The sequence below is a fragment of the Ihubacter sp. rT4E-8 genome, assembly GCF_049852125.1.
Classification (GTDB): Bacteria; Bacillota; Clostridia; order Peptostreptococcales; family Anaerovoracaceae; genus Senimuribacter.
In genome coordinates, this window is sequence record NZ_CP187532.1 from 2,534,359 (window position 1) to 2,552,303 (window position 17,945).

At 45.3% G+C, this 17,945-nt stretch carries 14 protein-coding genes and 1 tRNA gene; 2 read left to right on the forward strand and 13 right to left on the reverse strand.

Features of this window, described 5'->3' with window-relative positions; translation table 11 throughout:
* Positions 1–126: 126 nt before the first annotated feature.
* On the reverse strand, positions 127–486 hold the full coding sequence (locus ACPW7J_RS12500) for a DUF6054 family protein (RefSeq protein ID WP_424960150.1): 360 nt from the start codon (positions 484–486) through the stop codon (positions 127–129).
* A 4-nt stretch (positions 487–490) separates the two neighbouring features.
* Positions 491–1,966 (reverse strand): DegT/DnrJ/EryC1/StrS family aminotransferase, encoded by a 1,476-nt coding sequence (locus tag ACPW7J_RS12505; RefSeq protein ID WP_161875166.1) that lies wholly within the window; start codon positions 1,964–1,966, stop codon positions 491–493.
* A gap of 102 nt (positions 1,967–2,068) precedes the next feature.
* Here ACPW7J_RS12505 and ACPW7J_RS12510 point away from each other — a divergent pair, with 102 nt between their 5' ends.
* Entirely contained in the window at positions 2,069–2,962 is an 894-nt protein-coding gene (locus tag ACPW7J_RS12510) for an SPL family radical SAM protein (protein ID WP_424960151.1), read from the forward strand.
* A gap of 7 nt (positions 2,963–2,969) precedes the next feature.
* Here ACPW7J_RS12510 and ACPW7J_RS12515 read toward each other — a convergent pair whose 3' ends face one another.
* The 9 genes from ACPW7J_RS12515 to ACPW7J_RS12555 all read right to left on the reverse strand — a co-directional run bounded on the left by ACPW7J_RS12515 (position 2,970) and on the right by ACPW7J_RS12555 (position 15,347).
* Positions 2,970–3,854, reverse strand: coding sequence for a methyltransferase domain-containing protein (locus ACPW7J_RS12515; RefSeq protein WP_424960152.1), 885 nt, complete (start codon positions 3,852–3,854; stop codon positions 2,970–2,972).
* 13 nt (positions 3,855–3,867) lie between these two features.
* A complete protein-coding gene (cls, locus tag ACPW7J_RS12520) occupies positions 3,868–5,403 on the reverse strand; it encodes a cardiolipin synthase (protein WP_424960153.1) in 1,536 nt (511 codons plus the stop codon).
* Positions 5,404–5,548: 145 nt separating this feature from the next.
* The gene (locus tag ACPW7J_RS12525; RefSeq protein WP_424960154.1) at positions 5,549–6,640 is read right to left on the reverse strand and encodes a hypothetical protein; all 1,092 of its coding nucleotides are present in this window, start codon (positions 6,638–6,640) and stop codon (positions 5,549–5,551) included.
* A gap of 20 nt (positions 6,641–6,660) precedes the next feature.
* On the reverse strand, positions 6,661–7,932 hold the full coding sequence (gene serS, locus ACPW7J_RS12530; RefSeq protein WP_424960155.1) for a serine--tRNA ligase: 1,272 nt from the start codon (positions 7,930–7,932) through the stop codon (positions 6,661–6,663).
* 17 nt (positions 7,933–7,949) lie between these two features.
* Positions 7,950–9,869 (reverse strand): glutamine synthetase, encoded by a 1,920-nt coding sequence (locus ACPW7J_RS12535; protein WP_424960156.1) that lies wholly within the window; start codon positions 9,867–9,869, stop codon positions 7,950–7,952.
* A 111-nt stretch (positions 9,870–9,980) separates the two neighbouring features.
* The gene (locus tag ACPW7J_RS12540; protein ID WP_424960157.1) at positions 9,981–12,839 is read right to left on the reverse strand and encodes a UPF0182 family protein; all 2,859 of its coding nucleotides are present in this window, start codon (positions 12,837–12,839) and stop codon (positions 9,981–9,983) included.
* A 12-nt stretch (positions 12,840–12,851) separates the two neighbouring features.
* The gene (locus tag ACPW7J_RS12545) at positions 12,852–14,531 is read right to left on the reverse strand and encodes a zinc-ribbon domain-containing protein (protein WP_424960158.1); all 1,680 of its coding nucleotides are present in this window, start codon (positions 14,529–14,531) and stop codon (positions 12,852–12,854) included.
* A gap of 19 nt (positions 14,532–14,550) precedes the next feature.
* On the reverse strand, positions 14,551–15,066 hold the full coding sequence (locus tag ACPW7J_RS12550) for a hypothetical protein (RefSeq protein WP_161875159.1): 516 nt from the start codon (positions 15,064–15,066) through the stop codon (positions 14,551–14,553).
* A gap of 158 nt (positions 15,067–15,224) precedes the next feature.
* Positions 15,225–15,347 carry a hypothetical protein gene (locus tag ACPW7J_RS12555; protein ID WP_424960159.1) on the reverse strand — a complete coding sequence of 41 codons (123 nt, stop codon included), beginning with the start codon at positions 15,345–15,347 and terminating at the stop codon, positions 15,225–15,227.
* Positions 15,348–15,506: 159 nt separating this feature from the next.
* Between ACPW7J_RS12555 and ACPW7J_RS12560 the strand changes: the two genes are divergently transcribed.
* Positions 15,507–16,454, forward strand: a complete 948-nt coding sequence (locus ACPW7J_RS12560; protein ID WP_424960160.1) for an AEC family transporter — start codon at positions 15,507–15,509, stop codon at positions 16,452–16,454.
* An 18-nt stretch (positions 16,455–16,472) separates the two neighbouring features.
* On the opposite strand, the gene ACPW7J_RS12565 is transcribed toward ACPW7J_RS12560, so the two are convergent.
* Together ACPW7J_RS12565 and ACPW7J_RS12570 are read right to left on the reverse strand one after the other, a co-directional pair.
* Positions 16,473–17,531: an aminotransferase class V-fold PLP-dependent enzyme gene (locus ACPW7J_RS12565; protein WP_424960161.1), complete on the reverse strand. Its 1,059-nt coding sequence runs from the start codon at positions 17,529–17,531 to the stop codon at positions 16,473–16,475.
* Positions 17,532–17,857: 326 nt separating this feature from the next.
* A tRNA-Lys gene (locus ACPW7J_RS12570) sits at positions 17,858–17,933 on the reverse strand.
* Positions 17,934–17,945 lie beyond the last annotated feature (12 nt).

Here is a 17,945-nt window from a genome sequence, read left to right on the forward strand (position 1 = left end):
TGAATTGGGGTTTTAGCAGTCGAGTGGCTTCGCAGAATAGAACAAAGAAGAAGACTGGGAGCACGCACCAAGGTCAGCGCCACGAATGCTTATCCTTCGCAAATTCATTCCTCACCTGCATGATACTCACTCCTTCATTTCTTCCATTCTGATAAATCCCTGAGACCGCATTCTTTCCGCGAAGTCCTCTGTAAAATCATCCTCGCTGCCCCAGGAGATATTGAATAACCCTGTACCGCCTCCCGCTCCAATCGCATCCACATAGCAGGAAGTTGCATCGCCGGTTACAGCAACTGTTAAACTGGTATAGCTTCCGCTTCGCATATAGTATTTTTCAAATACCATCAAAGCAAGTCCGCCGTCATCAGAAATATGACAAATTTCATCCCGCAGCTCCACCGAACTTCCGATGTGCATCGCAATGTTTTTCACCAGCGCCGCGGTTTCCTCCACGCCTCTATTTCCCACCATTGTCACTTTTGCCATCACTTTACTCCTTTCCCACTGTAACTCTGCCCAAGTCGTCAATCCCCATGACCTTTTCACCTGCCTCGCGCAAAGCCTTTACATAGTCAAGCGCCGATTTTTCCATAATTTCGCCCGGACAGAGAATCGGAATGCCCGGTGGATATGGAATCACTGAAGCCGCGCACACCCTGCCGCAGGCCGTCTCCAGTGGAATTCTCTCCTTCTCCTTGGGAATCGGACGCTGCGTAAGCTTCTGAAAATCCCACGCGCCCCTTGAAGCGGCAACGATTTCTTTGCAATCTCCCCCCCGTATCAAAGGCCGTTCTTCGGCGATTTCCTGCAGCGCCGCAAGCAGCCGCTCATAGTCATATCGTTTATTGCCGATTCCTGTCATACACATGAGAATATTCCCGGTCGTAAGCTCCGCAAAGATATTCCGTTCCATAAGCAAATCCTCGAGATCAAGTCCGGAAAGTCCATACGCGCTCATATCCAAGTTGATTTTGGTATGGTCCAGGAACGGATGCCTCATGACCCGCAATCCCGGAATCTCATTTGACCTTTCATAAAAATACTGTAAGTTATCTTCCCACGCGCCAAATAATTTCTCTCCCTTTTTCTCAAGAAGATCCGCATTGATATCCAAAGACGCCATCAAAAGATAAGACGGACTGGTACTCTCAATCATCTGCAGCTTATCTTCAAACTCATATTTGTCGACGCGGTCTGTACAAAGATGCACCACCGCGCTCTGCGTCAGAGACGCCAGCGTCTTGTGCGTGCTGTTAATGACAATATCCGCGCCAAGATTTTCCGCCGCTTTCATCGAAACAGCTTGCACCTCCGGCGCAGACAGCCTTCTATCAATATTTTCGCCATACCGATCAAAGAATTTCAGATGAGCGCCGTGCGCCTGATCGACGATAAGAATTTTCCCCGCACGATGCACCACTTCCGCAATAGCAGCAATATCACTGCAGATACCGTAATAATTGGGACTCGGCAGCAGTATCGCGTTGCTGTCGGGATGCGCCTTTAGACAACGTTCTATTTCCGCAGGTGAAATCGTACCGGAAATACCGTATTCCTCAATCAGCTCCGGCTGAGCATAAACTGGCTGTCCCCCCGCCAACATCACACCGTTTAATACCGATTTGTGGCAGTTTCTTGCCATAATCAGTTTCCCACCCGGTGATACCGTGGTTAAAATTGCCGCGATCAACCCCGTGCTGCTGCCGTTAATCAGCAGATAGCTCTCCATCGCCCCATACATCGTCTTATAACGACGCATTGTTTCTGCGATAATGCCCTCCGTCTGGAATAGATTATCCGCTCCGGGAATCTCTGTAATATCCCAGTCCATAAAGCTGTCAAGAAAAGCGCCATAGCCATTCTCCCTATATATCTGCGCGCCCTTATGTCCCGGCATATGAAAAGAAACCGGTTCTGTGCCCGCGTGTCTCTGTAAAAAATCTGCAATCCTTTGCTTCTTCTCCATATTCATCTCTCCGTTCTTGTGTTATACTTATTTTATCATTAATTATTGCATTTTGGCAAGAATCATTCCAAACCCCCGTACCAGAAAGGAGTAGCCGCAGCAATGCCCCACTACCAGCTTATCACCTGTAAATCCGCCATGAACAGAATCAACAGCCGCTATCTGCCCTTTCACTGGGATTTAAATCTCTATCGGGGCTGCGCCCATCGCTGTCAATACTGCTACGCCCTCTATACCCATGACTATATGGAAGATCATCACTTTTTCGATACCATCTATATCAAACAAAACATCGCAGATCGCCTTGCCGCAGAACTGGCAAGGCCGCAGTGGAAACGAGAGGTGGTCAACATCGGAGGCATCACTGACAGCTATCAGCCCATCGAAGCCGAGCGGCAGATAATGCCCGAAATTCTCAAACTCCTGATCCAATATAAAACACCTTGCATCATCTCCACCAAATCAGATTTGATTCTGCGGGATTTCGATTTGCTGGATCAGCTTTCCCGCATCACCTATGTCAACGTAGCCGCAACCATTACCACTACCGATGAAACCCTGCGGAAAAAGCTGGAGCCGGGCGGCGTTCCCTCCGCACAACGCTTTGAAATGCTAAAAGCCTTTGCCCCTACCAGCGTTCACACGGGGCTTCACGCTATGCCCATCATTCCCCTGCTCAGCGACAGCACAGAAAATCTGGAAAGCCTCTACGCCGGCGGCGCCGACGCGAAAGCAGACTATGTTCTTCCCGGTCTCTTGAATTTGAAAGGAAAAACCCGCGATCACTTTCTGGAATTCTTCCACACGGAATTTCCCGAAAAGCTGGAGGCCTTCCTCGTACTCTACGGCAGAGGCGGCTTAGATAAGGAATATAAAAAGAGCTTTTATCAAAAGCTCTCTGAAATCAACAAAAAATATCATCTGACCATCGGGCACCGGCTGCCAAAGAACCTGCAATCCGAGGACGGCGACGGACAGCAGCTGTCGCTGTTTTAGCCGCGCCTTACCGCGCTTTCCCCACCAGCACTTCTGCCTCCACTGTAATCTCCCCCACATCGCTTACATCCAGCCGGGATTTATCCACATCAAAAAGCAGCGGGGTCATCTGTACCAAATCTGCAAGGTGCGCAGGCCTGACAGGTATAGTGCGGCTAACCTTTTCCTTATCTATTATTTCAAAGTTTTTTTCAAAATAGTCCAGCACTTCTTCATTAGAATAGGATTTATTTCGCAAAAGCGGCGCTGCAGCCCGGCGAAGCTGTTCCATGTGAGCCGCTCCCGGCACTACCTTGATCAATCTTCCGTCGGGCTTCATAATACGAATAAATTCCTTGTAGTTCGCAGGCGTAAATACGTCCAGAATCATATCCGCCGCGCCATCTCTCACCGGAATATTAGTAATATCCGCCACCATCCACTTTACAGGCTCCCCACTCTTTGCCGCTGTTCTGATTGCGTCAGCAGCAATGTCAAAAGCCATCACCTGCGCCGCGTTTCCCATTTCACGCAAACATTTCTGCAAGGCCAACGCATAGAATCCCTCTCCGCAGCCCGCATCCAGAATCATCAAAGGGTCTCCGCAGCCGCTCGTTTCCACCGTCTCAGAATTACGGCTTTTGATACTCTCCATTACATAATAGCTGACCGCTTCAACAATATGATTATAATAGCCTGCTTCAAAGATCCTACGGCGGCTCTCGAAGAACTGCCGCTCGTATCCGTTGAGCTGCTTTGACGCCTGCAGAAAATTGACATAGCCCTTCGATGAAATATCAAAACGGTGTTCTCTTTTACAAACCAGTCCACCGGCATGAAACCGTATTTTTTTACCGCAGATCGGACATTGTAGAAAATTTTTTACTTCATAAAATTTATCTCTCTTATCCATTGTCCCTCCTCATCTACAGCAACGGGCTTAAAACCCGAAGCACACTGTCAAAGAGCAAGCCGAAAAAGCCCCTGCGGCAATCCTTCTGACTGATTTCCTTTGATGCAGCAATCGTGGCCACACAGTCCCGCTTCAAATCATAAAGAGCCTGGCATCCGATCATAAGTGTTCCGCATTCAAAATGGAGAAACAGACTGCGGTAATCCATATTGATCGTCCCCACTACTCCAATCTTGTCGTCAGCCAGATAGCTTTTCGCATGAATGAAGCCAGGAGTATATTCATAGATCCTTACCCCAGCCTGCAGCAACGGCCGATAGTAGGACCGGGTTAGGCGGAAGATCGCTTTTTTGTCCGGAATTGCCGGGGTGACAATACGAACGTCCACGCCCCTTTTCGCGGCTAATTCCATAGAGGTTTTCATTTCATTGTCAATAATCAGATACGGCGTAAAAATATACACATAATCCTCTGCCTGACTGAGAATCTCCAGATATACGTTTTCTCCTATATTTTCATCATCAAGAGGCGAATCCGCATAAGGCTGAAGAATGCCGTCGCTGCCGAATTCCTGCGGATGATGAACATGGGGGCGAAATCTCGTAAACTCGTCGTCATCGGCTCTGAAGGAATTCCACATCTTCAGAAACATCACAGTAAAATTCCATACCGCGTGGCCGCAGATGCGAATCCCCGTGTCCTTCCAATGACCGAACCGAGTGATCCGATTGATATACTCGTCTGCTAAATTAAACCCGCCTGAATAGGCGATATACCCGTCTATTACCAACATCTTTCTATGATCCCGATTATTATATACCAATGACGCGAAGGGTCGAAGCGGATTAAAAGCCAGAACCTTCACGCCCGCCATTTTCAGCTCGCCAATGGCTTTCCAGGAAAAAGTATTGATGCAGCCCAGATCATCATAAATCAGTCGAACGTCAACGCCTGCTTTAGCCTTTTCCTTAAGAATTTCCGCGATACTGCTCCACATTTCTCCTTCTGAAATGATAAAGTATTCCATAAAGATAAAATGCTCCGCAACCCGCAAATCCTCCAGCATATCAGGAAAAGCATCGTCTCCCAGGGCATAATAACGGCTGGCAGTATCCGTCCACGCCGGATAAGGGCCTCTTTGTGCGATATAGTTGACCGTGTGCAGCAGGCGAGTCTCCATGATCTCGCCTAAATCTTCTTCCTGCTTCAAATCACTGTTATGCAGATAATCCTGCAGATCTATATGCTTCTTCAGCGATTTAGATGGTCGTTTATTGCCAAAAAATATATACATGGTTACGCCCAGAACTGGCAAAAGACAGACCAGAAGAATCCAACCCATCTTATACGCCGGATTATCGTCTCTCCAGACGATAAACAGACACATCAATGCCGCCAACGCGATGAAAAGCAGATAAATCCATACGGCATAGTTAGCCAGCCTTAAAATCAGCAGGCCCAGCCATCCCATCTGTACCAAAATCAATACGACTGTAATCGTTAATCTGTTAAAAACCTTATTGATGCCTTTAGCTAAAAATGATTTCATCTTTGAAAATACCCTTTCGTCCGCTGTCTGCTCTCTAATCTGACAAACCGCCGCGTTTTATGGCCAAAATTCGAAAACACCCCGCCTGAATTGGCGGGGAATCATATAGTACCTGTTTCAAACGGCGCTGAGATCACAACACCTGTTAATATCCCAATCCCTTACAGACATTTGTCATAAAATCCTGTACGTTGGTGACAATCCCCTTCGCCGACAAGCTTCCCCGGTCGCCCAGCTTATTTGCCGCGAACTCCGAAGTATCTACCATATAGAAATACACCGGCCGGATTGTCCTGTCAGGCAAAACTCTATATGTCGGCGTCATATTGCCTGTAGCGATGGTATGAAGCACTGTAGCCATACCGATGACGGTAGTCGCTTTCCTGACATGGGAGCGAATCGTATCCTGCCCCACGTACGTATGCTCATACACCTCAGGCAGCGGCCCGTCGTCTCGAATAGAACCATTGAGCACAAAAGGTATATCGTTCTTTACGCAGGCCCGTATAATACCATCCTCCACCCCTTCCTTTTCAATAAAGGCCGGGATAGACCCGTGAGTATTGATACAGTTGATGGTATCCAAATGGTTATAATGACCGTCCATATGAGGCATTTGATTCCTGATATCCATGCCCAAAGCAGTACCCAGATAACCGCCTTCTAAATCATGGGTTGCCAAAGCATTTCCTGCCAAAAGCGCGCTGACATATCCATTTTCAATCAGCCATGCGAAGCATTCTCTTGCCCCCACGTCAAAAGAACATGCAGGACCCAATACCCAAACAATATAGCCGCCATGCATGCGTTCATACTGCAGAAGCTCTATCAATTGTTTGTAATCGTGACTGAATCCCGTCTCTCTGCTGCGGCTCTGCCGGAAACCAAAGGTTGCAGCCTTTGCTTGTACTTCTTTTTCAAAGCAGTCGGCATGAACATAAATCCCATCCTCGCAGTCCTCTGTTCGTCCAACCACTACCTGATCGCCTTGCTTCAGATTTCTGAATTCACGTACGTGAATCTTCCCGTTTTCGTATACCGGCACACAGTCCATACGGCTGTCCTCAGCAAGCAACCATTTGCCGCCTACTTTGAAATATTCAGGAAAGATTGATGTAGCGTGAAACCCCTTAGGCGCTGCTTTGTCCACCGGCGCCGCTTCCATTCTAGCATTGGGCGCCTTGATAAATTTCTCCTGAGAAAAATCAGGTTCTATATATTTAGGTAATTTAAACATCGTTTTCTCGCATTCTATAACTATTTACTAATTCTGTCGACACCCATATATTTTCTCAAAACCTCCGGAATCACGACGCTGCCGTCCGCCTGCTGGTAATTCTCCAAAATAGCGGCAACTGTTCTGCCTACCGCAAGGCCGGAGCCGTTCAGTGTGTGTACAAATTCCGGCTTTCCCTTATCACGTCTGAATCTGATATTGGCTCTGCGCGCCTGGAAATCCTCAAAATTACTGCAAGAGGAAATTTCCACATATCTGCCGTAGCTCGGCATCCAAACTTCGATATCATAAGTCATTGCAGATGAAAACCCTAAATCTCCGGAACTGAGCCGTACTACTCTATATGGAATGTTCAACAGCTTCAGAACTTCCTCAGCGTCCGCGGTCAGTTTTTCCAGTTCATCATAGGAAGTCTCCGGCTTGACGAACTTCACCAGCTCAACCTTGTTAAACTGATGCTGACGAATGAGCCCTCTGGTGTCTCTGCCTGCAGAGCCGGCTTCAGCTCTGAAACAAGGGGTATAAGCCGTATAGTAAACAGGCAGCTCTGCTTCGTCCATAATTTCATTTCCGCGTAAATTGGTCACCGGAACTTCAGCAGTCGGAATCAGGAAGAAATCTTTCTGCGGTACATAGAACATATCTTCCTCAAATTTCGGCAGCTGTCCTGTGCCTGTCATAGCAGCCCTGTTAACCATGAACGGAGGCAGTATTTCCTTATAATCCTGATCTATCGTATGCAGGTCTAACATAAAGTTAATGACCGCTCTCTCCAGTCTCGCTCCAAGACCCTTGTAAACTGTAAATCTAGCGCCGGAAATTTTCGCGGCTCTTTCAAAGTCCAGAATATCCAAATCCTCACCGATATCCCAATGTGCCTTCGGCTCAAAATCAAAGGCCGTCGGTTCTTCGAACTTTCTTAATTCTATATTGGCGCTGTCGTCATCGCCATACTGAACTGCTTCATACGGTGTATTCGGCACGCCCAATAATGCCGCGCGAAGATTTTCTTCTACTTCAGACAGTAATCCGTCGATTTCCTTGATCCTTCCGGACAGCTCTTTCATCTCAGCCATAATAGCTGTAGTATCCTCTCCTGCCTTCTTCAGTTTTGGTATTTCGCGGGAAACCGTGTTCTGCTTATTCTTCATGGCTTCTACTTCGGCGAGCAGTTCTCTCCGTTTTTCGTCCAGTTCTTTAACCTTGACTATACCGAAATCGCCTTTTCCTCTAAATTCTACTCTGGCCTTAACTCCTTCAAAGTCCTCTCTGATTCTCTTAATATCTAACATTTCATTTCGCCTCCATGTTATAATAAATTTTTCTTATATCGGATGTACAAATTGCTTAACTGGTTTACCTTTCTTTGAATCTCCAGCTGCAGATCGGATGCCAGCCCGTACTGACCCTCATCCAGAGCTGCCTTGGCTCTGGTCAGCAAGCATTTATCTGTAATAGTATCCTTTGCTATCTCATGCCGGATCTTATCAATCTCTAACCAGTTCTTGATATCATAATCAGAAAAATCATCCTGACTGTGCGCCCTCTTGCAGCTTCTGATAAATTCCATTGTCTGCGGAATAATTCTGTCGTGCAGTTCAGTCTTCCACTGAGACAGCGTCTGTTCATGATAAGATTCTAATACAATATCCGGCATGACGCCGCCCTCCTTAAAGATCCGAAGCTTTTCCGGATATTTACCAAAGGCAGTGAGATTTTCCCAAACTGTTGCCGGCGCTTTGCCAAATAGATGGGTGCGTTCATCCTCCGTAAAATCTTCAAAAACGTCGTTCTCACTTCGATATTCTCTTTCTGTTTCCAGATAGAAATCCTTTTCACCGTGTCGCTTTGACAGAGATTTCTCCAACTCCCCTGGCGTTTTCTCCGCGGCCAGAACTGCTTTGATCCCGTCCAGAATAGCCAGATAAGAGGTTGCTATGACTAAATAGGTGTTGCTCTTCGGGTTCGGCGCTCGTAGCTCAAATCTGGTAGACATTGGATTTTTCGGATCTCTGATTAGTCCCGCCAAAACAGTTCTGTTTCTGGAAGGTTCTGTAACGGACTTACCCAGAGAGGTTACAATACAAACCGGCGCTTCGTATCCTGGTTTCAGACGATTGAAGGAATCATTGGAGGAGCTGACAAAAGGATTAATCACCTCATAATTCTTCAAGATTCCCATCAACGCTCCGTAGCCCAGCGGATTCATAAAGTCCTCTGTAAAATCAGCAGGCGCAAAAAGGCTGACAACCTTCCCGCTTTTCAATTTTGCCGCCAGACCCAGATGGGTATGCTCACCGCTGCCCGCCACGCCTTCAAAAGGCTTCGCCATGAACGTTACGTCTAAACCATATTTCGTAAAGATATCTCTGACTACATATTTTACCTGATTCTCATTATCTGCTGCCTGCATAGCGTCGGCGTATTTCCAGTCAATCTCCAGCTGTTCCATAACATGGTCATAATGTCCTGTATTTCCCATCCTGGCTTTGACGCCGCCAACTTCCTTATGACCCATCTCCACTTCGAATCCATATTTATCCAGAATAACCAATGTTTCTTCCAGCGCTGTACGCACCTCACCATAGGTACGCTTCCAGTATTGCTCCTTCAAGACCTGCGCTGTAAACAATTGTTCACGATCTCCTTTGTCATCCGGCGTTTTTACCCAGAATTCTAATTCCGTAGCGCTGGTTATAATCAGGTCTTCGATATCCTCAGCCGTATCTATCCCGTTAATGTGACGGAATACATACGGATGCTCTCTCAGCTGGGCAATCAACTCTTTTTTGAAGTGGCGCAAAGCGTCTCTCAGAATAACCCTAGAGCCCACCTCAAAGCTGTCATTGTGCACCAGAAAGGATGGAATTCTAAGAGTTCCTACTGGTAAACCGGTCTTGTATCCCAGATTGCGAAAATTATAGTCCACATACCAGTGAACGCTTAAATCCGGAATAATATCTACTTTGGCATTGTTCAGCTCTGCTATCTTAGGCAGGGCAACGCTGGATCCGTCAGTTTGTACGCCGCAAGACAGTACCTTGTCAATGTCCTCCAGAAATGCTTTTACGGGAATCTTTTCATCAGTATCATGACCGCCGATATCAATACCCACCAGAGAAACAAACTGCACCTCCGGGTGTTCCTCCAATATTGCTGTAATTTCGCTAGCAGAGTGTTTATCTGCCGGTATTCTGAACAACATCTTATCTAAATCATAGTCCAGCATATAGCCCTCCTTTGTTTTCTCATTTTATGATTTAACGGTTTTTGGGACATTGCGGTATTCCTGCCAATGTCCCAAATCCCTCTCTGTCTATTTATTTCACACAAACAGCGCTTAACTCAATTTCTTAAGAGCATTTTCCAGTTCCTTCATATATTCTCCGTACTTGCTCCAATCGCCGTTCTTCAATGCGCCCTGCGCATCCTCATATGCTTTCACTGCCTTCTTGATCAGATCCGCCTTGGTCTCCGTGTTATTATTGCTGCCACTACCCTGCGGTTGATTTTCTTCCTCGCTGGTACCGTCGCCAAACAAAACGTTCAGCGCTTCGCCTAAGGTCGGTTCATACGCGATCTTATCATCAAAGGCTACGATAACTCGCTTCACTTCTGGGATCGCAGAATTTTCCGCTTCCAGATAGACCGGCTCGACATAGAGCAAAGAAGTCTCAATCGGAATTACAAACAGATTACCTCTCTTATATGACGATCCCTTGGAGCTCCACAGCGTAAAGTCACTGGAAATCTCCGGATTCTGGTTAATCTGCGCTTCGATCTGCATAGGCCCGTAAATCGTCTTACTCTTAGGGAAACGATACAGAATTAACTGTCCATAATTCTTTCCGTCGTTCCTCGCCACCATCAGCGCCGTCATATTCTGCTTGGACTTCGGTGTATATGGAATGGAATTGATAAACTCCGCATCCTTTTCACCCGGCAGCTTTACAACAAAGTAATTCGGTTCCATTACCTGCTGATCCTTGCCATAAATTTCATTTGCAATGTCCCAAACGTCTTCGTTCTGATAGAATACCTTCACGTCTTCCATATGATAGCGGGTATAAACGCTGGCCTGAATCTGGAACAATGTGTTCGGATATCTGATATGGGATTGCAGTCCTTCCGGCATCTGATCCATAGACTTAAACAATTTCGGATAAATCTTCTGATAAGTCATAGCGATCGGATCGTTTTCATCTACTACGTAGAAGCTGGTATCGCCGTTATACGCATCCACAACTACCTTCACAGAGTTTCTGATATAGTTAATGCCCAGCTTTGCGTCATATGGTTCTGAATACGGATAATAAGAGCTGGTTGTATAAGCGTCCATCATCCAATAGATCCTTCCGTCTACAACTACCGTATACGGATCGTTTTCATAACTGAGAGACGGCATGATCTTGCGTACTCTGTCAACCACATTTCTGTTGATGATAATCTTAGAATCACTCTTAATATTAGAGGATACCAAAATCTTCATACTCTGTTCTCTGATGGCAAACAAAACTCGATTGAAAAAGTTCAGCTTAATGCCGGCGTTGCCCTCATACTGCGTATACTTATTTGAGCTTCCCTCCGGATAGTCAAATTCGTCCTCGCTGGTATTAACGAGAATATAATCGTTAGAAAGTTCACCGAAATAGATCTCAGGCCGGTCTACGTTGATTTCATCCACTGTTGATTCCGGCGGAATATTTTTGATCAACACGTCAGGCTGTCCGCTGGTTGTTACAGCGTCTACACGAGAAAGAGTAATACCGTACCCGTGGGTATACTTCAGATGTCTGTTAAGCCAGGTCTGGTTAATCTCCTTTTCATCGATCTCTCTGGTTGCCAGGTAGGTCTGGGTTAATTCACCATTGACCATGTACCGGTCTACGTCTACATCGTTAAATCTGTAGTATTGACGAATACTCTGGGTTTGATTGTAGAAAGTGTTTACCGGCTGATAGTCGTTAATTCGAATGTTGCTGATGGTCTCCGGATTATTGATAATATCTTTACTGGTCAGCTTATTATCCGCAGCAAAGGATTTCTCCTCTACATCATTTAATTGATATGCATACTGCGTGTACTCGATATTTCTTTCCAGATACTGCCCTTCTTTGTTAATTTCATCCGGAGATACGATATAGCTCTGGATCAGATAGCCGGCTCCGATACCGATAGCTCCGATTATAATCATGATAACCGGAATGGTCAGAATCTTTTTAATCTGTTTCTTTCTGATATGATGCGTTACCGTCACCGCGCCGATCAGAGCCAGCACAGCCAGAACTCTGTAAACCCACAAGGTGACATTAACATCGGTAAAACCTGCACCGTAAACGGCCCCTGTATGGGTATGCAGCAGATCAAACTGCTTCAGGAAGAAGTTGATAGCAATCATAACAAAGAATACGATGCCAAGAAAGGACAACTGTCCACTGGCAATATGCATCAATTGTTTAAAATTATTGTCATCCAGCTGCCGCTTCTGCGGTTTCGGCTGCGGGCCTTTTCTTCCAAAGGCTTCAAAGATCTTATCGAACGGCGAGTTTCCACCCATTCCTTCAAAAGGATTTCCGCCGCCGGTGTATCGATCCTCGCCGTCGTCATAAGCCGGACCAGCAGGCTCGTCATCCTGCTCAAAGATGTCAGGGCTATGCATGGTCAACAAAATCGCATAATAAATCACCGTAACAACAATAAACAGCAATACAATACCAATCAACATCTCATTTAATTGCTTCAGGAAATCCAATTTGAAAATGTAGAATGAGATGTCAAAATGGAAAATCGGATCCTTAATATCAAAATCCGTTGCATTAGCAAACTGTAAAATCTCGAACCAAAGGTTGGTCACCGCATAAAAAGCTGTCACCAATCCAAACAACAGAGAAATAATGACCGTATAGCGGTTCAATTTTTTCATATCTGTCGCCTCATGAGACGCGATCTTCGCAAAATAGCCTTTTTTTAGTAATTTAAGGTACAAATACACGCCCACCGTTAAAACGACGAAAATCGGTATCCCCACTTTCAATTCCGTAAACAGTTGGGTAAAGAATACGCTCACATATCCCATTTCCTTGAACCATAGCCAATCGGTGATGAAATTGATCAGCAGTAAAAATAATCCCAAAATGATCACAACGAACATCACGATTACACTAAGGCGTCTCTGCCCTTTCGCATTGCTTTTACTCAAGTTTTTCTCCTCCTAAACTTTTTTGACGATCACAATCTTCATGACCTTCTCGTCCGGTTCTAAATATACGATGTGTTCTTCCTGCCGCTCTGTTTTTTTGCTGTCCACAATGGTTACAGAAGTCCTCACATAAAAGCCGACGTTTCCAACTCGAATCTCTCCAATGGCCAGTCGGTTTATACCATACTGTAAATCCTTATCAGCTTTCAACTGCTCTACTTCCTCATAGAACGGCGTTGTTTCATCAATAAGCTTCAGAACCTGCTTATTTTTTCCATTTATCTTATCTATCCATAAAGAATAGTACTGGATCAGTGTTCCTACCAGCTCCTGCCCATAGGTAACTGTCTTGCCCTCGTCTGTATACCAAGGCCGATCGTCAAAGGTATAAGCATTTCCAAAATCGCCGAACCCGTAGTCCTCCCCGTCCTGAAAGATCAAATCCTGATCTTCCTCTACAGCAGCGATATTTGTTCCCTTTTCCTTCTGTTCTTCAATCAACGCAGCAAGCTTTCCATTTTTCGTCATACTCTGCGGCTCGGGTTCCGGCTCTTTATCCTTCTTATCGCTAAAAAGCTCCATAACCGCGCCATACGCCTGATTGATCTTTTTGGCTGCCGCAGAATCCGGTGCAAAATACTGAATGCCGATCATGACCAATTCAGCAGCGACCAAAATGCACAAAATTACAGCTATTATTTTGAGCGCTTTTCCTTTTTTATGGCTCTCATCAGAATCATCATCATCGCCAAACACGTCATCAAAGGTAAGCTTATGTTCTTCCGGATCTTCTTCACGATCGTCTCTGGGGGGACAATTATCTCTTTTCTCCGGTTCCTTCACATCTTCTGCCTTCGCATCTGATACAGAAACTTCTTCCACTGCGGCGGTTTCCTCTCCGTCAAGCTTCACAAGATTTGTTATTTCCTCTTTTTCCCTCGCAGGCATTTCTGCAATGACACCTTTTGGCGTGCTCGCCCATGTTACCGCCACAAGCTCCAAGGCCACTTTTTCTTCTTTACAGGGGGGACGGTCCGGCTCTACACCGGCCTCCTGCGCAGCAGCTTCCTCTGGCTGTTCCTTTGTTTCCAGCAGATCAGCCATAACCTCTTCCGGACTGCGCCCATCCTTCATTATGTCGGAAGATATATCCTCCTCTACTTCCTCACCATTCTGAAGCTTCTCATATTCACGATCCAGCATAGCCTGAAGCGCTTCATTTTTCTTATTATACGTATAGAACTCCGTCCTATTCTCTCTGGCCAAAATTCTGGTTGGCTCATCGTTATCCACTTGATTCTCCTGAGACAACGCGCCCATATCAGAAAAAATTTCTTCTTCTAAAGCTGTCTCGCTGCCGTTATCCTCTGTCTCGGAATTTGATTCTTCCTCTGGTGTGCGCACATTAACATAACGATCCTGCTTCTTTTCTTCTAATACTGACGACCAATTGAAATCTACAGCCTCCGTCTTCTTCTGTGCAGTCGGATAGCCATCTAGATCCCAATTGAAGTCTTCTATATGAAATTTTCTCTTTGGACGTTCTTCCGCCTGCGGCATAGCTGCCTTAGGTAGGTCTGCCGTTTCCTCTTTTCTAAAAGCCGGTATAAATTCGTCAGTGACTTTTGAGCCACAGCCACTGCAGAATTTATCTCCTTCTCCCAATAATTTACCGCAATTTTTACAATACATAACTGCCTCCTGCCTGAATCTATTCCCTGATCTGACCGCTTAATTCTTCAAAAGTATAGGATTTTCCGGTCTTAGACACTGCGCAATCCCTGCTAAAATATTTTCTCACAGCCGCAACCTGCTGTTGTTCAGCCTCTTTCTCTAAGTTCTCCCGGCATTCCGCCTTTGTCTGATCAGTCGAAGTATCTCCGGCCGAAGCCTTCGTTTGATCCGCCGCCTCAGACAGAGACGCTTTGATAAGTATATCCTGCTGTTTCTGTTCTGTATTTTCACCATCTCGAAGTCTTGTTTCGTCGCAGGCTCTGTTATCTATATACACTACGCTGTTTTGCTTGTCGTTAATATTATTGACAGCCGTGTTTATCTGCGTCACCGTTTCGTTTATCTGCGAAAGAAGCTCTCGTTTTTTTCGATTGGCACGAACAGCTCGTCCGATAAGAAAAACACCCAGCGCGATCGCAATAACAGCGAACACAAATTCAATTTGATCCTGATGATTCATCATAAATCCGCCCAGTTTACCGAACATATTCATCCGTGTTTCCTCCTAACTGCATTTCATTACATTATACAATAAATCTAGCCTCTTGGCAAATCCAAATGGCTGATTTTTGTGATTTTCCAAAAGAAAAAGAGCCGATTCCGGCTCCCGTTGTCAGCTCTTTCCCTTTCCGTGTTAAAACAAATACTAATTTAGTACTGATTCTTTTCGGATTTGTCCCAGTTCTTAGCGTGGTCACAGTCCTTCTGATTGTTCTTCTGGCTGTTGTTCTGCTTATTCTTGTTCTGGTTTTTCTGATTGTTTTTCTTATCCATTTTTCATCCCTCCTCGCAAATATAGTGTGTGCACTGCTACCAGAAATATAATTGGTAAATCCTGCGCGAAAAATATTTCATCCATTTACTTTTTCGCTTTTATGAACTACAATGGATAAGAACTTTTGATCAATTGATTTTTTTAGAAAGGATAGCGTCATGCTGGACAATCTGCTTTTTTGCCTTAACGCGACAATCCCGGTTTTTCTTCTGATGATTCTGGGAATGGCTTTTATGAAATTACATATTTTCGACGAGGTCTTTGTCAGAAAACTAAATGCTTTTGTATTTAAAGTCGCCCTGCCAGTCCTGGTATTCTATGATCTTTGCCAAGAGGATTTTTATACCGTCTGGGATATGAAATACGTGGTTTTTTGTTTTCTTGCCACTCTGTTTTCTATTGGTCTGGCAATTATCGTTTCCTTCCTGCTCCGAGACAAATCGCAGCAAGGTGAATTTATACAGGTAGCATACCGCAGCAGCGCCGCCATCATGGGTATCGCTCTGGTGCAAAACCTTTACGGCAGCGCTGGCATGACGCCTCTGATGATCATCGGCTCTGTGCCGCTTTACAATATCTTTGCGGTTATCGTCCTGGCTCTCTTTAAACCTGAAAGAGAACCGCTGAATCGAAAGCAATTGATTTCCACAGCAAAAAGCGTCATCATGAATCCTATTCTAATCGGTGTGCTTGCGGGTCTGCTCTGGGCTCTGTTGCAGTTCCCCCTGCCATCCATCGCTGACAGAACCTTAGAAAGCATTGCTCGTGTCGCTACACCTTTAGGTCTTATGGCGCTGGGCGCTACCTTTGACATCAAAAAAGCGCTGGCTGGTATCAAAACTGCTGGCTTAGGCGCTTTTATAAAGCTGATCGGTCTTGGATGCATCTTTCTTCCGATCGCTGTGGCCCTGGGTTTTACTGGAGAAAAGCTAACGGCTGCTCTTGTCATGTGCGGTTCTCCAACTACAGTCAGCTGCTACATTATGGCAAAAAATATGGGACACGATGGCACGCTGACCAGCAGCACGGTCATGTTGACCACCTTTTTCAGCGCTTTTACCCTGACTGGTTGGTTATTCCTGCTGCGAAGTATGGGACTGCTATAAATAAACAGTAATGTCTTTCTATAATAAATAGTAGTCTATATTCTCTGTCAGCTCCATCAAAGCTAATACGGTCTGTCCAACTTCCTTTCTCGTATTGAAATATCCGAAGCTGAAACGCACCAATCCTTCTTTTTCTGTGCCCAATGCCTGATGCATCTTTGCACCGCCGCAAAGACCTGATTTCACAACAATGCCATAATCAGAGACCAATCGCTTCTTTATCTGCTGCGGCGTAAATCCCTTAACTGCAACAGAAATAATCGGTATACGGCGGCTGTTGCCAAAATCGCCATAAACTGTCACATCGTTCATAGACTTTACAGCTTCAAAAAAACGTTTTGCAAGACGGTGAGGATAGACAGAAATTCCATAAATGCCTTTTTCCAGTACGAATTCCAAGGCGGCGCAGTAAGCTCCTGATTCCTCCGAGCTTAACACATCTAGCCCCAGCGTCAATTCAGAATCACGGGACGCACTTTGAAAAATCTGTTTCCAGACTTCCTCTTTTGCGTAAAAAACTCCGAAGCCGTGCGGTCCCATTAGTTTTCTGTGGGCACAAAAACAATACACATCTACACCCAATTCTTCCAAATTGATCTCCATCGCCCCAACGGTTTGATTTCCGTCGGAGATCACCAGTAAGCCATACCTTCTTGCCATGGCACAAACCTGTTCCAGGTCAATAACATTTCCTGTAACACCACATCCATGAGCACAGATAATAGCCTTTGTTGACGGTTGAATCAAAGCCTCCAAGCTGTCCATATCTAACGAACCATATGAGTTTACTTCAGCAAAAGATACTTTCGTTCCATTATCCTTCAGCCTGTCAAGTACCGTACAGGTAGTGTCCTGCTCCATCGGTGTGGCTATCACATGATCATCCGGTTGGATCAAAGTCCGCAAAGCCAGTTCCATCGCTTGATCCTCTCCACGAACAAAATGAATACATTCTGGATTCTTGACGGCAAAAAGACGCGCGGTTAATTCTTTCGCATCATCAAGCGAAGCGGTTTTGCCCATACGAACGGTCTCGGGTTTCTGCAAAGTTATGTCTGCATTATTAAAATAAATCATAATGTCTTCCTCTCCTGTCTTCATTCTTCGATAATCATATCATAAAGTTTGTCAGCTGACTAGTTTAATAAACTCCAATTTAAGGGAATTAGAGCTTTTGCCTCAAAACCCTAAATCCGTCATAGGCATTTTTTAAGGTTTCTGCCTTTTTACTCGAAAACCTTAAATCCGTCATAAGTATTCTTTAAGGTTTCTGCCTTTTTACTCGAAAACCCTAAAACTGTCATAAATATTCTTTAAGGTTTCCGCCTTTTTACTCGAAAACCTTAAAACCAGTCTATATATACGAAAAAAGTGATATCCATAGGACATCACTTTTTCGCTATTGGTACACCATCAGGGGCTCGAACCCTGGACACCCTGATTAAGAGTCAGGTGCTCTACCAGCTGAGCTAATGGTGCACATAATTAAAT

What these genes read in the sequence shown, in the direction of transcription:
- ACPW7J_RS12500 (WP_424960150.1), bottom strand. Translation starts at nt 486, where the DNA reads ATGGCAAAAGTGACAATGGTGGGAAATAGAGGCGTGGAGGAAACCGCG.
- ACPW7J_RS12505 (WP_161875166.1), bottom strand. Translation starts at nt 1,966, where the DNA reads ATGGAGAAGAAGCAAAGGATTGCAGATTTTTTACAGAGACACGCGGGC.
- ACPW7J_RS12510 (WP_424960151.1), top strand. Translation starts at nt 2,069, where the DNA reads ATGCCCCACTACCAGCTTATCACCTGTAAATCCGCCATGAACAGAATC.
- ACPW7J_RS12515 (WP_424960152.1), bottom strand. Translation starts at nt 3,854, where the DNA reads ATGGATAAGAGAGATAAATTTTATGAAGTAAAAAATTTTCTACAATGT.
- cls (WP_424960153.1), bottom strand. Translation starts at nt 5,403, where the DNA reads ATGAAATCATTTTTAGCTAAAGGCATCAATAAGGTTTTTAACAGATTA.
- ACPW7J_RS12525 (WP_424960154.1), bottom strand. Translation starts at nt 6,640, where the DNA reads ATGTTTAAATTACCTAAATATATAGAACCTGATTTTTCTCAGGAGAAA.
- serS (WP_424960155.1), bottom strand. Translation starts at nt 7,932, where the DNA reads ATGTTAGATATTAAGAGAATCAGAGAGGACTTTGAAGGAGTTAAGGCC.
- ACPW7J_RS12535 (WP_424960156.1), bottom strand. Translation starts at nt 9,869, where the DNA reads ATGCTGGACTATGATTTAGATAAGATGTTGTTCAGAATACCGGCAGAT.
- ACPW7J_RS12545 (WP_424960158.1), bottom strand. Translation starts at nt 14,531, where the DNA reads ATGTATTGTAAAAATTGCGGTAAATTATTGGGAGAAGGAGATAAATTC.
- ACPW7J_RS12550 (WP_161875159.1), bottom strand. Translation starts at nt 15,066, where the DNA reads ATGAATATGTTCGGTAAACTGGGCGGATTTATGATGAATCATCAGGAT.
- ACPW7J_RS12555 (WP_424960159.1), bottom strand. Translation starts at nt 15,347, where the DNA reads ATGGATAAGAAAAACAATCAGAAAAACCAGAACAAGAATAAGCAGAAC.
- ACPW7J_RS12560 (WP_424960160.1), top strand. Translation starts at nt 15,507, where the DNA reads ATGCTGGACAATCTGCTTTTTTGCCTTAACGCGACAATCCCGGTTTTT.
- ACPW7J_RS12565 (WP_424960161.1), bottom strand. Translation starts at nt 17,531, where the DNA reads ATGATTTATTTTAATAATGCAGACATAACTTTGCAGAAACCCGAGACC.